General features: G+C 37.4%; 15 protein-coding genes. 5 read left to right on the top strand and 10 right to left on the bottom strand.

Going from position 1 to position 13,913, the window contains the following annotated elements:
- Window positions 1–15: 15 nt before the first annotated feature.
- The 6 genes from pntB to DWA31_RS07320 all read right to left on the bottom strand — a co-directional run bounded on the left by pntB (window position 16) and on the right by DWA31_RS07320 (window position 6,020).
- Window positions 16–1,425: a Re/Si-specific NAD(P)(+) transhydrogenase subunit beta gene (gene pntB, locus DWA31_RS07295; RefSeq protein WP_114325945.1), complete on the bottom strand. Its 1,410-nt coding sequence runs from the start codon at window positions 1,423–1,425 to the stop codon at window positions 16–18.
- A gap of 8 nt (window positions 1,426–1,433) precedes the next feature.
- Entirely contained in the window at window positions 1,434–2,963 is a 1,530-nt protein-coding gene (locus tag DWA31_RS07300) for a Re/Si-specific NAD(P)(+) transhydrogenase subunit alpha (protein WP_114325946.1), read from the bottom strand.
- Between the two features lie 239 nt (window positions 2,964–3,202).
- Window positions 3,203–4,087 (bottom strand): DMT family transporter, encoded by an 885-nt coding sequence (locus DWA31_RS07305; RefSeq protein WP_114325947.1) that lies wholly within the window; start codon window positions 4,085–4,087, stop codon window positions 3,203–3,205.
- Between the two features lie 43 nt (window positions 4,088–4,130).
- A complete protein-coding gene (locus DWA31_RS07310) occupies window positions 4,131–4,652 on the bottom strand; it encodes a YcgN family cysteine cluster protein (protein ID WP_114325948.1) in 522 nt (173 codons plus the stop codon).
- 32 nt (window positions 4,653–4,684) lie between these two features.
- The gene (locus DWA31_RS07315) at window positions 4,685–5,728 is read right to left on the bottom strand and encodes a lytic murein transglycosylase (protein ID WP_114325949.1); all 1,044 of its coding nucleotides are present in this window, start codon (window positions 5,726–5,728) and stop codon (window positions 4,685–4,687) included.
- Window positions 5,729–5,732: 4 nt separating this feature from the next.
- Window positions 5,733–6,020 carry a YcgL domain-containing protein gene (locus tag DWA31_RS07320; protein ID WP_114325950.1) on the bottom strand — a complete coding sequence of 96 codons (288 nt, stop codon included), beginning with the start codon at window positions 6,018–6,020 and terminating at the stop codon, window positions 5,733–5,735.
- 198 nt (window positions 6,021–6,218) lie between these two features.
- On the opposite strand from DWA31_RS07320, the gene DWA31_RS07325 reads away from it, so the two are divergent.
- Both DWA31_RS07325 and DWA31_RS07330 read left to right on the top strand, forming a co-directional pair.
- Window positions 6,219–6,638 carry a hypothetical protein gene (locus tag DWA31_RS07325; RefSeq protein WP_114325951.1) on the top strand — a complete coding sequence of 140 codons (420 nt, stop codon included), beginning with the start codon at window positions 6,219–6,221 and terminating at the stop codon, window positions 6,636–6,638.
- Window positions 6,639–6,641: 3 nt separating this feature from the next.
- Complete coding sequence (locus tag DWA31_RS07330) at window positions 6,642–8,177, top strand: CsiV family protein (RefSeq protein ID WP_114325952.1); 1,536 nt, start codon at window positions 6,642–6,644, stop codon at window positions 8,175–8,177.
- A 14-nt stretch (window positions 8,178–8,191) separates the two neighbouring features.
- On the opposite strand, the gene DWA31_RS07335 is transcribed toward DWA31_RS07330, so the two are convergent.
- The 4 genes from DWA31_RS07335 to DWA31_RS07350 all read right to left on the bottom strand — a co-directional run bounded on the left by DWA31_RS07335 (window position 8,192) and on the right by DWA31_RS07350 (window position 11,067).
- Window positions 8,192–8,803 (bottom strand): fumarylacetoacetate hydrolase family protein, encoded by a 612-nt coding sequence (locus DWA31_RS07335; RefSeq protein WP_114325953.1) that lies wholly within the window; start codon window positions 8,801–8,803, stop codon window positions 8,192–8,194.
- Window positions 8,804–8,858: 55 nt separating this feature from the next.
- A complete protein-coding gene (locus tag DWA31_RS07340; protein ID WP_168427306.1) occupies window positions 8,859–9,029 on the bottom strand; it encodes a hypothetical protein in 171 nt (56 codons plus the stop codon).
- A gap of 104 nt (window positions 9,030–9,133) precedes the next feature.
- Window positions 9,134–9,856, bottom strand: a complete 723-nt coding sequence (gene hda / locus DWA31_RS07345; protein ID WP_114325954.1) for a DnaA regulatory inactivator Hda — start codon at window positions 9,854–9,856, stop codon at window positions 9,134–9,136.
- Window positions 9,856–11,067, bottom strand: coding sequence for a DUF2066 domain-containing protein (locus DWA31_RS07350; RefSeq protein ID WP_114325955.1), 1,212 nt, complete (start codon window positions 11,065–11,067; stop codon window positions 9,856–9,858). Before DWA31_RS07350 ends, hda begins: the two co-directional genes overlap by 1 nt.
- Window positions 11,068–11,274: 207 nt before the next feature.
- Between DWA31_RS07350 and purM the strand changes: the two genes are divergently transcribed.
- The 3 genes from purM (at window position 11,275) to DWA31_RS07365 (ending at window position 13,872) form a co-directional block, all read left to right on the top strand.
- Entirely contained in the window at window positions 11,275–12,315 is a 1,041-nt protein-coding gene (purM, locus tag DWA31_RS07355) for a phosphoribosylformylglycinamidine cyclo-ligase (protein WP_114325956.1), read from the top strand.
- A gap of 88 nt (window positions 12,316–12,403) precedes the next feature.
- Window positions 12,404–13,060: a phosphoribosylglycinamide formyltransferase gene (gene purN, locus DWA31_RS07360; RefSeq protein ID WP_114325957.1), complete on the top strand. Its 657-nt coding sequence runs from the start codon at window positions 12,404–12,406 to the stop codon at window positions 13,058–13,060.
- 56 nt (window positions 13,061–13,116) lie between these two features.
- Window positions 13,117–13,872, top strand: coding sequence for a DUF3108 domain-containing protein (locus DWA31_RS07365; protein ID WP_114325958.1), 756 nt, complete (start codon window positions 13,117–13,119; stop codon window positions 13,870–13,872).
- The last annotated feature ends 41 nt before the right edge of the window (window positions 13,873–13,913 follow it).

Here is a 13,913-nt window from a genome sequence, read left to right on the forward strand (position 1 = left end):
CATCTATGGCGTTTGTTATAAAGCCCTAAATATTTGCTCTGTTGTCTCTTTCGCATCACCAAACAACATTTGAGTATTATCTTTAAAGAACAATGGATTTTGTACACCAGCATAACCAGTGCTCATTGAGCGTTTAAAAACGATAACTTCTTTGGCATTCCAAACTTCCAATACAGGCATACCTGCAATTGGGCTATTAGGATCATCATTTGCTGCTGGATTAACTGTATCGTTAGCACCAATAACCAAAACTACATCAGTCTCTGGGAAGTCGTCATTAATCTCATCCATACCTAAAACAATATCGTATGGTACTTTTGCTTCAGCCAATAACACGTTCATATGTCCAGGTAAACGACCCGCCACCGGATGGATAGCAAAACGAACTTTGATACCTTTATTCATTAGCTGTTGAGTCAGTTCATAAACAGGGTATTGCGCTTGTGCAACAGCCATGCCGTAACCTGGGGCGATAACCACAGATTTTGCGCCACGTAATGTGTCAGCAACCGCTTCAGCATTTATTTCAGTGTGCTCGCCGTAGTCTTTATCATTATCAATCACTACATCTGTGCCAAAGCCACCAGCAATAACACTAATGAAAGAGCGATTCATCGCCTTACACATGATGTAAGATAAAATAGCACCTGATGAGCCTACTAAAGCACCCGTAATAATAAGTAAATCATTACTTAACATAAAACCAGCCGCAGCAGCAGCCCAACCTGAATACGAGTTCAACATAGAAACAACAACCGGCATATCAGCACCGCCAATTGAAGCAACCAAATGCCAACCAAAGACAAGCGCAATAATGGTCATTAAGAACAATGGTGTACTTAAACCATCATTATTCACAAAAGCCAGTAGCAATAGAAAACTGATAACACCTGCGGCTAAATTCATTTTATGACGATGAGGTAACATCAACGCACTAGAGCTTATCGTGCCACGTAGTTTCGCAAAAGCGACAATAGAGCCGGTAAACGTCACTGCACCAATAAATACTCCGATGAAAATTTCACTTAAGTGAATGTTCATTGCAGTATGCTCAGCGGCCGTCACCACAACACTATGCCCTGCATCGAAATAACTATTAAAACCAACTAAAACTGCAGCTAGACCAACAAAACTATGCAATATTGCTACAAGCTCAGGCATTTGTGTCATTTCTACTTTATCAGCTAATCTAAGCCCGATACCTGAACCGACAACCATGGCAATGATAATAACAACAACATTAGAAACACGCGGATCAATAATCGTAGCAAGTAAAGCGATAGCCATACCTACCATACCGAATAAATTACCACGCTGAGCTGTTTCTTGCTTGCTTAAACCAGCCAAACTAAAAACAAAAAGTAAGGCAGAAACTATATATGCTGCACTTATAAAACCGTTAGACGCTATTTGTGTAGATTCCATGCTACCCCCTACTTACTAAACATTTTTAACATACGACTAGTGACTCTGAAGCCACCGACAATGTTGATAGTGGCCACTAATGTCGCAAAGGCGGCGAGTATCTGTACGAGCATATTATCTGAGCCTATTTGCAATAAAGCACCAACAATAATAATGCCAGAAATAGCATTGGTTACACTCATTAAAGGTGTATGCAAAGAGTGACTGACGTTCCAAACCACGTAATAGCCAATAACACAAGCAAGTACAAAGACAGTAAAGTGAGTAAGGAAATCTGCAGGAGCAACACTGGCCACCCAGCCAAATAATGCAATTCCTACCGCCATAAAGGCGTATTTTTTAACTGGCGAAGCAGGCTCTTCTTCAACAACTTCTACTGGTTCAGCTGCTTTTTGAGCAGGCGCTGCACTGACTTGAATAGGCGGTGGTGGGAAAGTAATTTCACCCTCTTTAACCACTGTCATATTACGAATGACGACATCTTCAAAATCTATATCAAGGGTTCCATCTTTATTTTTACATAGTAACTTAGCTAAATTTACTAGGTTATTTGAATAAAGTTGTGAAGATTGATTAGGCAAACGAGATACCAAATCAGTGTAACCAATCACTTTAACATCATGCGCACTAACAACTTTTCCTGGGACTGTACAATCACAGTTACCACCACCAGCTGCAGCTAAATCCACAATAACGCTACCTGGTTTCATTGCTTCAACCATTTCTTCAGTAATCAACTTAGGTGCTGGTTTACCTGGGATCATGGCGGTAGTAATAATAATATCGACGTCTTTGGCTTGCTCTAAAAACAGCGCCATTTCAGCATCAATAAACGCTTTACTCATTTCTTTCGCGTAACCATCGCCAGAGCCTGTATCTTCAGGCTCTTCGTAGTCAAGCTCAAGAAATTCAGCGCCCATACTTTCGATTTGCTCTTTTACTTCAGGGCGCGTATCAAATGCTCTTACAATTGCACCTAAACTGCCAGCGGTACCAATTGCGGCTAAGCCTGCAACCCCAGCACCAATTACCATCACTTTAGCTGGTGGCATTTTACCCGCAGCTGTTATTTGTCCGGTAAAAAAACGACCAAACAGGTTAGAAGCTTCAATAACCGCACGATAACCTGCAATGTTAGCCATTGAGCTCAACGCATCCATTGATTGAGAACGAGTCATACGTGGAACCATTTCCATGGCTAACGTCGTGATTGACTTATCTTTAAGCGCTTCAAGTAATTCAGGACTTTGTGCTGGTGCGATAAAGCTAACAAGTGTTGCTCCATCTTTCATAGAAGCTACTTCTTCTAATGTTGGCGGATTTACTTTTAAAATAATGTCACTTTGCCAACAGATATTTTTGGTAACAATTTCAGCATCACTGGCACTATATTCGTCGTCAGTAAAGCTTGCTTTAGCACCCGCACCTTTTTGCACTTGTACCGTAAAACCTAGCTTAATTAGTGCACTAACAGAGCTTGGTGAGCCGGAGACACGATTTTCACCGCCTAATGACTCTTTGGGAATTCCAATGTTCATAAAACACCTTTGATTTAAACAGTTGAGAAATAAAATAAATTAACCAGACTATCTAATGTTTTACCACTTATAGCGTTAATTTTAAATATAAATATAGAAATAACCTTACTTTACATACTAAAGGACCTTCCTTTACATACTAAGTACTAGGCCTACTTTACATACTAAGTACCCTTTCTTTAGATTCTATTTAAACAGTTACTTAAAATATAAAATAAGTTGTGCTTTATATGAACAAATTATCGCCCTCGACTAACTGACCACGTTTCAAATAGTGCTGCACTGATCACTAAAAGCCCGCCAATAATTGTCCACATGTTCACCCGTTCACTTAATAACAGAAATGCCAACACGCTACCGTATAAAGGTTGCAAACAAGAAATAAGCCCCGCAGTTGTTGCCGACAAATGACGTAAAGATGATGCAAATAAGGCGTGCGGCATTGCAGTAAAAACCACACCTACCAATAAAATAAGTAGCCAGTCATTATCAGTAACATCCATTGGTGGAACTTCCACAAATAAACATAACATCAAACAAGCCACTAAAGTTTGGTACAACATAGTATGTGGCCCAGAATAGTGACTAAAATAGTTTTTATGAAGGATATTTCTTAATGCGAAAAAAAATGCGGAAAAAATCCCCGTAGCAATACCTAAAGTAACTTGATTACCTAAACTAATTTCCGGTATTAATAGGAAAATCCCAAACATTACAACAAGGGCAATAAAGATGTCTTTTAGTTTTGGTTTACTGCTTTTTTTATTCTTACTAATAAAACGGGCTAACAGCGGCTCTAAAAAGACAGTAATAACGGGGTAAGTAAAAAAAGCAATAATGCCAATAGTGACACCCGCCATTTGCATGCTCGCAAAATAAGTAACCCAATGAATTCCCACTACTATGCCAAGTAGTAAAGCAATTCCATAGTCTTTAGCGCTAGCCAGCGTTACCTTTTGTTTTTGCAATGTTAGTAAAATAAATAAAACAATTGCAGCAACTGCGGTACGGTAAACAGTAATATCAAGTGCCGGTAAACCAATGAGCTTTGAAAAAAGCGCAGTGCCACCAAAAAGTAAAACAGCGCTATGTAAATACAGCAGACTTTGTTGTTGGGGATTCATAAATAATTTCGAAGTTAATAAATAATTTAGTATTGAGTGAACGTTAATCGATGTCGTTTAAAGGCCAAGAAACGATATAATCTTCAAAGTCTTCCAGTGCAACATCATCATCTTTAACTATTTTCCCACGTATTGACATGCCAGCTTTATGCATAGCTGACTTCTTCCCTTTATGCAGTAACGGGTGCCAAGATGGCATACCTCGACCTTCTTGCAATCGTCGATAAGTACAACTTGGCGGCATAAAAAAAACGTCCGCTAAGTTGTCTTGCGTCAATCTAACACAATCGGGCACTAACGTAGTTCGTTTGTCATATTGGCTACATTGACATGTTTTTTCATTCAGCAGATAACAAGCAATACTTGAATAATGCACTTGCTCACCTGCTTTAAGATGATTTGTTGGCTGTAATTCTGTTTGTTCATCAGTATCTTCGTCATCAATAAATTTATTTAAACAGCATTTAGCACAACCATCACATAATGATTCCCACTCATTTCGAGACATTTCAGCTAGCGTTTTACTTTGCCAAAAAGGCACAATGTGTGTATCGTTTTTGTTCATGTTTTTTTCAAGCTTCTCTTCAAATTTATCAATTAGCGAATAGGAGGAAATTTAATGCGATCAGATAAGTGACCAACTGAGCTAACAAAATAATAAGATAAATTCCAATGCATAAGACTTTTGTAATTATCATAGGCTAAATAAGCTCGGCCACTCTCATCATCAGGAAAAACCAACGCCGCTTTAATATCAACATTAGGTAAATTAGTGCCATCGGTACGACGAATACCAAGCGCCTGCCACTGAGCTAGTGTTTTTTCAGTGTTACTCCACGCTTTTAACCAATTTTTACGGCTGCCGGTATTTTTGGGGATAGCTAAGGTTATGTCAAAATTTAGTGGTAACTTAACCTGACGTCCCCACGTTAATTCATCATTCCACCCTTCTTGTTTTAAATAATTTGCCATTGAAGCAAAAATATCTACTTGGTTATGCCAGATATCTTTTTTCCCATCTCCATCACCATCAACCGCATAAGCTAAAAATGACGTTGGCATAAACTGGTTTTGTCCCATAGCGCCAGCCCACGAACCTTTCATATCAACACTATCAATATGCCCTTGCTTCAATATGGTTAATGCGGCCCATAATTGCTTTTTAAAAAAAACTTCTCGACGCCCTTCATACGCCAAAGTAGATAAAGCCGAAACAACATTATAACCCCCGGTGAATTTACCAAAATTGGTTTCTAGTCCCCATAAGGCCACAATAAAACGTGGTTGCACGCCGTATTCATTGCCTATTTCAGTCAATATTTCTTGATGCCGCTTATATAACGTACGGGCTTTTTTTACTTTCCAGTTGGGGACACGTTTAGGTAAATACGTATCTAAGGTTTCAACTTTTTCTGGTTGTTTTCGATCTGCGGATACCGCCCGCTTATGAAATTTAACCTTTGCAAAACTGGTATCAATTAGGCTTTGTGTAAACCCCTTTGTTAATGCCTCAGCTTTTAACTCAACAACATATTGCTCAAAACCAATTTTTGTCAGTTCTTTAGCTTGTAGTGTACTTGTGAAAATGAATGAAACATTTAATGCAAGTAAGGCAAATAAAAGCGTGTGTACTTTTAGCATAAAACTACTCTCCTTGAGTTTCGTTGTCCATTTGGATTTTATGTTGCTTTAATAAATTTTCTGGCGGAGGTGGTAATTGCAAATAGTATCCTTGCTCATTTAAGTTCGTCTTCACTTTTTCTAAATCAGCAAAGGCAAGTTTTGTTTTGGTCGCCAGATTCGTTAATGTAACTAAAATTGGCGTGCCAAACATTGTCATTAACTCTTCCGGTACCGAAGAGAAATCATCACGGGTTTTAACAAAAAGGTACGTTTGCGCTTTTTTAGCACTTTTATAAATGACACATAGCATAAGAGAGACCTATGGGGGGTTGTTTGAAGTTTAGCTAACTAAAAAATTAAGCACCTAATATATCACGCACTTGCAATATTATGCGATACAATGACACAATAATTTACATTAATATTAGGGCGTATTGAACTTTGCTGATTATTTTTCAGCATGAAAAGTCAAAAGACTCTATTGACCTTTATTTAATTTGGAAACAAAATGAAAGCTCCTTTATACAATGAGATTCTCAACATTTGTCAAAACATTGCTAATGCATCAGAAAAAGATGACAACGATGCGAGAAACAGTGCCTGTGGCGAATTACAAAAACTGTGTGCGAACAATCAAAACTCTCCAAAAGATCATCCATTACAATGGGAAGCGCTCGCTGACTTTACTGACGATGGCGATCAAGCAATGGACATTTATCAAATAGCCTTAAGTGTTGCTGAAAAGTTAAAACTTGAAACTTTCATTGCTTCTGTTTATTTAGCGATGGCTCAAAGACAGCAAGAGTTTGAAGAAAGCAGTAAAGCATTAGAATACGCAACTATGGCAAACTCAGCTGCGCAGAACATCAGTAGCGAAGAATTAAAGCAGGAAGTACAAGAATTTTTATCAACCCTAACGAATGGATAGTTAATGAAACTTAGAGTCAGGTTTTTCTCATCACTTTATATATCACTGCTCTGTGCGAGTGTCAGCAGCAGTGTATTAGCAACTCAAACTGAAGCGCCTGAACGCTGGTTTGAAGTAGAAGTTATTTTATTTAAGCAGATAAGTGATAAGAAAGTATTAAAAGAACAATTCCCTGACCGTGTTAGTTCAACAAATTTACCTCAATACAAAAAATATTTTGACTTATTGACACCGTACTTACAACCAAATTTAACTCGCATAAAGCAATTTACTCCCCGATGTGATGAGAATGAAGTACAGCATACCTTTATTGACTCACTACCGAGAATTAAAACACCTTTTCCCGATGCTATCAAAGCAATTGAGCATATAGATAGTTTCAAAATGTCTGAGTTCACAACTGAAAATAAAGCGGTTGACCAACAAGGTGCTCAAAAAACAGATATAACTGCAAACGATGCTGAACTTGAAACTGTTATTATTAAAAACGATGCACAAAAAACACCTGAAAGTATCCTCGAAAATAATGATGACTCATTAACAATAGCTCAACACAGAGAGCTTGCCTTTAATCTACAAAAAGAACTGGCGAGCCCGCTGTTTTCAACTCAAAATATCTGTGTTATTAGCCGAAAAGATATTGAAAACCTATTTACTGATGAGCAACTTGCTAACTTTCAGTTAAATGCTTTCGACATCGAAACTCTGCCAGTTCAACTTAATGCTTCAGGTGTACATATTAGTGATAACCCTTACCTGATCGCTAATGAATCATTATTATTAGCAGACATAAAACAACGCTTACAGTGGAGCAAAGAGTTTAAGCCCTTATTGCACTTAGGCTGGCGACAAATAGGTGTTACCCGAGATAAAGCCATACCTATTAAATTGTTTGCGGGAAAGCACCTTGACTACCAATATCAGCAAGCATCGAACGAACATCAGTCCGCGCTTGATGCAGCTAAACAGGCAGAGCAATTAATTTTACAACAATTAGCTTTCCAACAGTCAGGTAATGTAGAGCAACAAGAAATTGATGGTTCAACGGCTCAAATAGAGCAAAATAAGAATAATTATGCTGAAATTAAGCAACAACAATTAATGCAGGTATTTAATGAGTTAGAAACCATAGATAGTGTCAATATCAATAATTTAATTGGCGATCTTGAACGACAAGAATTTGAAGAATTAATTGCAATAAATGAATCTAATATTGACGAAAACAAGCCTTTTACCATAAGTAAGCCTCCAGTAGAGCCGCTACAGCCTTGGTTTTTAGATGGCGTATTTAAAGTACACTTGGATCACTATCTTTATATCACTGCGGATTTTAATATTCTCGATCAATCCCTAGATAAAAGCACTAGTAATACGACTAACAAAACCAGGGTAAAACTTATTAATTTTAGTCAAAACAAACGGGCAATCACTGGCGAAATACATTATTTTGACCACCCTTATATTGGCATGATAGTACAAATAAGACGCTTTGATCCAAGTAAGCCAAAAGAAGAAGCCGTCACTCAAGTCATTAATTGATGCTTAAGTGACAGTTAATTCGCTAACCAAGTAGCAGAAACGAGTGTTCTACCTTGGCAAATGACTTTACCAATAAATTGACTTCCACTCACTATCTGCCCCACCCCTTTAGGTGTGCCGGTCATAACAATATCTCCATCTTCAAGATCAATAAAATCTTGTAGCTGAGTTAAAATTTCTGCCGGTTTAACCATCATTAATTTAACACCACCGGCTTGAATGATATTGCCATCGATTGCTAAGGTTAAACTCAGACTATTATCTACTTCATCTATAAGAACAAAATCGCTAAAAACAGCCGCGCCATTAAAAGCCTTAGCACGTTCCCATGGTAAGCCTTTTGTTTTCAATTTTGCTTGTAGCGTGCGCTTTGTTAAATCTAACCCTACCGCAACAGCACTAAATTTACCTTGCTGATATAGAAAGCATAACTCAGCTTCATAATGTAACACTTCTTGGTGAAAAGACTGTAACTGTGTTGAAATAGCTGAGTTAGGCTTTAAAAACACCACCATTTCATCAGGAACTTCATTACCTAACTCAGTAATATGATCAACATAATTACGCCCAATACAAATGACTTTCGATGGTATAACCAACTTTTTATCAACAATTACTGTGTTCATTATGCACTCACTATAAAGGGTTAAGTTATACCCATGTTACTTCAATATGCCGGATTCAGCTGGATTTAGAAACGCCTTTAGGCAAGGCTTTGATTGAAGAGAATGGTTGTTCAGGAGAATATGCTCCTGCATTCTCTAATAAGCTACATCCATGTAGCGCCATTGTCGAAATCAATAACGTAGCATAAAGCGTTTCTAAACCAGCCCTATGGGGACGTATGAGCAAATCACGCTCATCGTTGCTCCTTTTTTTAAGGGAACAACCCTTAATAAAAACAAGCGACTTGATCATCAATCGCTCAATCGTCCTGAAACGCGCATCTTGAAGTATCATGAGGATAAATTTAAAACATCTTTAATAAAAGGAATGGTTATTTTACGTTGCTCTCTTATTGATGCTTTATCAAGTATATCAAGCGAGGCAATCAAATTTCCCATTTCACGCGATAAACGATTAAGTAAAAAGCTGGCTGCTTCTCTACTCAAAGTTAAACCACGCTTAGAAGCACGATATTGTAGTGCAGTAACTTTTTCATCATCATCAAGCGGTTTAACCTGCTCTGTTAATCCCCAACTTAAACGAGAAACTAAATCAGGTAAACTAAGCCCTAACTGGGTGGCACTTTGATCGCCGCTAATTAATAGACAATTATTGTGTTCTATTACTCGGTTGTACAAATCAAAAATAGCTTGTTGCCAAACTTTGTTGCCGGAAATAAGTTGGATATCATCTAAACAAATGACATCAATTTGTTCTAATCCATCTAAGACTTCCACTGAGAGTAAAAGTAATTCAGCACAAGATAAACAAACTGAGGTTTTATTTAATTTCGCAGCATAAGCACTACATGCATGCAATAGATGAGATTTTCCTACCCCCGTTAAACCAAATAAATAAAAACTATTTGGTTGATTGGGTTTAGGCACTTGGCTTTGCTCAATAAATAGTGTTAATTGACTCACTACCAAATGATTAGATTCACTCAAATAACTGCTAAAGGTTTCATCATCGGGTAATTGAACCGACAATGTTAATTGTGAGGTGTTTTTCATCAATTGCCCCAATAAAAAATGGGTACGGCTATTTCGTCTGCTTCATTATTCAGTGTAGTCGTGTTAATTCTAGCCAGTGGATCTATAAACTGTTTAAGCTGTTTATTCAGTTTTAATGACGCAACTAACGCTTCTGAAGAACCTAAAAGTTGTAAATTAAAACGTCTTGAAGCACCTTCTGCTCTCAGTAAAGTAACTGACTTAACTGCAGACAAATTAGTTAAAAAGTCAAAGACATCAACATAAGTAGCTAACGAGTCTATATTAGCTACTTCAATCATAAAATTATTGTTACTCGTTGTTGATAAAGCATAATATTGGTAAATCAATTCAGTTATATCAGCTAAGCCTTGTTGTAATAACTTTTGTCGTTCACTACCTTTGTATTGTTGACTAAACCTTTTCTGATCACCTTTTAGGCCCCATCCTAACAAACTCCAATCCAGTGTATAGCCTTGTTCTTTCAATGATGTTTGAGTACATAATAACCCGCAATTACTCGAGCTAGCATCATTGTTGGTTTCCGGTTCAACAGCCAGTAAGCTTGAGTTTGATATCCTCATGACCACGATAGCTTCAGCAAGATACCTACTAGAAGCTTTTCTAACCGGTTGTTCAAAACGCCCCCAAATATCACTTAGCGTTATTTGACTAGCATCCGTTAAATCCATCAACGGCATCATAATAGGTAGACCTCGTTGAGCAGAGAAGTTATTAACCATAAAAGGTAGGCTAGAATCTGTAGAATTAGACATGATAGTGCGAACCAAGCCATCTTCATCAACTAACCACAGTAAAACTTGGGGCCGTAAACTTCCCCATAATGCAAGGTTAGCTTGCTGGAATAATTGATTTATTTTATCTTCATTAAAGCTAGCTAATAAGAATAATTGTTTGGTTTGTGTTTGATTATCTACTATCGGTTTTATTGTGTGGATAGTATCAAACTGATAGCGATATTGGTTTAAATAACGTTGATAATCAATCAACGCTTTTTTGATGATTTTGTTATCTAATACACTTTTGTTGCCGCCTACTTTTACCATTACTGCCGCTAGTGCTTCTTTTAAAGCGATGGCTCTGTCAGTGTTATTTCGAGAATTTATGGTAACACTGGCTTGGTACAAGTCCTTAACCTCTACCGCTTCTATGGCTGTAAAAGGTAAAAGACTTGTAATAACAAGAAGTAAAAGAATTAATATTTTAAACATAGTGAATTATTAATGTAAAAATTTATCGATGATGTTACCACAATCACACCATTTTATACCGCCAAATAAAAAATTTTATCTATTTGATATAAAGATTTTGAGTATGTGCTCAGGCACTGGTAGAATACGCATCTTTTAAATCTAACTGAGCTTATTAATCTAGGCTTGCTTAGGTATTATTCTATCGGTAATTTTTTGAGGTTTCCCGTGAGCGAACAAAAACAGTCTTTAAGCTATAAAGATGCTGGTGTTGATATTGATGCTGGTAATGCCCTTGTTGAAAACATTAAAGGTGCAGTAAAGCGCACAACTCGTCCTGAAGTTATGGGCGGTTTAGGTGGTTTTGGTAGTGTTTGTCAAATACCTACAGGCTATAAAGAGCCAGTTTTAGTTGCAGGTACTGACGGCGTGGGAACCAAATTACGCTTAGCCATCGATTTAGCCAAACATGACACAGTCGGTATCGACTTAGTTGCTATGTGCGTTAACGACCTTATCGTGCAAGGTGCTGAGCCATTATTCTTTTTAGATTACTATGCGACAGCAAAACTTGATGTGGCTGTTGCTTCATCAGTTGTTGAAGGTATTGCTGAAGGTTGTATTCAAGCCGGTTGTGCACTTGTTGGTGGCGAAACAGCAGAAATGCCTGGCATGTACCATAAAGGCGATTATGATATCGCAGGATTTTGTGTTGGTGTGGCCGAAAAATCACGTGTAATTGATGGAACTAAAGTCGCTGCGGGTGATCAATTAATTGCACTTGGTGCCTCAGGGCCTCATTCAAATGGTTTTTCATTAATTCGTAAAGTATTAGAAGTTAACAACACTGATACCAATGAGCAACTTGATGGGAAAGCTATCAGCGAACATTTACTTGAACCCACTAAAATTTACGTTAAATCCGTATTAGCGTTACTGAAAGATATTGACGTTCATGCGTTATCTCATATCACTGGTGGTGGCTTTTGGGAAAATATCCCACGCGTTTTACCCGAAACAGCACAAGCTGTGATCAATGGTGATAGCTGGCAATGGCCGGTAATCTTTAATTGGTTAAAAGACAACGGTAATATTACTGAGCATGAAATGTATCGTACCTTTAACTGCGGTGTCGGCATGGTTATCGTAGTACCAGCAGATAAAGTAGAACAAAGTATTGAAATACTTACCGCTCATGGTGAGAACGCTTGGCACATTGGCGCAATCAATGATAAAGCTGATGGTGAAGAGCAAGTCGTTTTTTCATAAGTTCATTACTGTAAATTAAAATACAAGTAAAGGAGCTATCATTAGCTCCTTTTATTTATATAGAGAATATATAGAGAAAGGAAAATACATGTCTAGCCGAATAGTTGTATTAATATCAGGCAGTGGCACTAATTTACAAGCGATTATTGATGCCAGTGAAGTAGCTGATTACCCAGGCTCTGTTGTTGGCGTTGTATCGAATATAAGTGATGCTTATGGTTTAACACGTGCTGAAAATGCCAATATTGCCACCGTTGCTTTATCTCATAAAGACTTTGATAGTCGTGAAAGTTATGATCAAGCATTAATCACTAAAGTTGACCAGTTTTTCCCCGATGTTATCGTTCTAGCAGGATTTATGCGTATACTGTCACCTGCTTTTGTACAGTATTATCAGGGTAAGTTACTCAATATTCATCCCTCATTACTACCCAAATATCAAGGCCTTAATACACATCAACGTGCTATTGATGCTGGCGATACAGAGCATGGTGTAAGTGTACATTTTGTTACTGAGGAACTTGATGGTGGTCCAGTAATTTTACAAGCAAAAGTTCCTGTATTTGAAGGTGATGCTAGCGATGATTTAGCTGCACGTGTACATGAACAGGAACACAGAATTTATCCTTTAGTGGTAAAATGGTTATGTGAAAAACGCCTTAGTATGTCAGTAGAGAGTCAAAATGAACACGCCATTTTGGACGGTTGTACATTACCTACTTGTGGTTATGCGAACGACGAATAAACTGTTAGTATAAAGGTAAGTTAATTCCTTGCCTTTATACTGGATTATTTGTGCTAATGAAATTTCCCTTATCTTTGTTACTTACGATTTTATCACTCACTTGCTTTTCAAGTCTCGCTGCTACCGATAAACAAATTGAAAACCAACAAGTATTACCTGAATTTTCTGCAAAATATACCGTATTACATAAATCAGATCCTATTGGCAGTGCCACGAGAGAATTAAGTTACCAAGCAAATGGCAGTGTCAATTACCATTATAAAACGCATATTGAATGGCTGATTTTTTCTCAAACTCGCAGTGAAACATCAATACTTACCATAGATAATAACAAAGTATCACCACAACATTATATTTATACGAGAGAAGGCACTGGCAGCGATAAACGCTATGAGTGGCGTTATGATGCAGCAAAAGGAAAAGCAAAAGATATTGAACGAAAAAGAGAGCATCAAGTTGATTTCTCTAATAATCTACAAGACAAACTTAGTTACCACTTACAGCATCGCTTAAATCTAATAATCAATGCCCAACAAACGCGTTATATCTACCCCGTAATTAACACTTCAGGTTCAATTAAAGATTATATTTATCAATATGATGGTGAAGAGGAATTAATTCTACCATATGGTTTAATTAAAACAATTCGCTTAAAACGAGAGGTAAAAGAAAAAGATCGAATTACTTTTGCCTGGTTTGCCCCTGAACTTGATTATTTATTAGTGAAACTTTATCAAACAAAGGCTGGAGCTGAACAATTTGAAGCACAACTTTCAAGCCTAGAAATCGAAGGAAAAATAGTTAAAAAATAACAAATAAATTTTTAAAGCTACTTTTCAAAACAAGATAATAA

The sequence above is a fragment of the Candidatus Colwellia aromaticivorans genome (assembly GCF_003333305.1).
GTDB classification, from domain to species: domain Bacteria; phylum Pseudomonadota; class Gammaproteobacteria; order Enterobacterales; family Alteromonadaceae; genus Colwellia; species Colwellia aromaticivorans.

Bases quoted from the DNA above. Each gene is read 5' to 3' on its own strand.
- pntB (WP_114325945.1), bottom strand. From the start codon at position 1,425: ATGGAATCTACACAAATAGCGTCTAACGGTTTTATAAGTGCAGCATAT.
- DWA31_RS07300 (WP_114325946.1), bottom strand. From the start codon at position 2,963: ATGAACATTGGAATTCCCAAAGAGTCATTAGGCGGTGAAAATCGTGTC.
- DWA31_RS07305 (WP_114325947.1), bottom strand. From the start codon at position 4,087: ATGAATCCCCAACAACAAAGTCTGCTGTATTTACATAGCGCTGTTTTA.
- DWA31_RS07310 (WP_114325948.1), bottom strand. From the start codon at position 4,652: ATGAACAAAAACGATACACACATTGTGCCTTTTTGGCAAAGTAAAACG.
- DWA31_RS07315 (WP_114325949.1), bottom strand. From the start codon at position 5,728: ATGCTAAAAGTACACACGCTTTTATTTGCCTTACTTGCATTAAATGTT.
- DWA31_RS07320 (WP_114325950.1), bottom strand. From the start codon at position 6,020: ATGCTATGTGTCATTTATAAAAGTGCTAAAAAAGCGCAAACGTACCTT.
- DWA31_RS07325 (WP_114325951.1), top strand. From the start codon at position 6,219: ATGAAAGCTCCTTTATACAATGAGATTCTCAACATTTGTCAAAACATT.
- DWA31_RS07330 (WP_114325952.1), top strand. From the start codon at position 6,642: ATGAAACTTAGAGTCAGGTTTTTCTCATCACTTTATATATCACTGCTC.
- DWA31_RS07335 (WP_114325953.1), bottom strand. From the start codon at position 8,803: ATGAACACAGTAATTGTTGATAAAAAGTTGGTTATACCATCGAAAGTC.
- hda (WP_114325954.1), bottom strand. From the start codon at position 9,856: ATGAAAAACACCTCACAATTAACATTGTCGGTTCAATTACCCGATGAT.
- DWA31_RS07350 (WP_114325955.1), bottom strand. From the start codon at position 11,067: ATGTTTAAAATATTAATTCTTTTACTTCTTGTTATTACAAGTCTTTTA.
- purN (WP_114325957.1), top strand. From the start codon at position 12,404: ATGTCTAGCCGAATAGTTGTATTAATATCAGGCAGTGGCACTAATTTA.
- DWA31_RS07365 (WP_114325958.1), top strand. From the start codon at position 13,117: ATGAAATTTCCCTTATCTTTGTTACTTACGATTTTATCACTCACTTGC.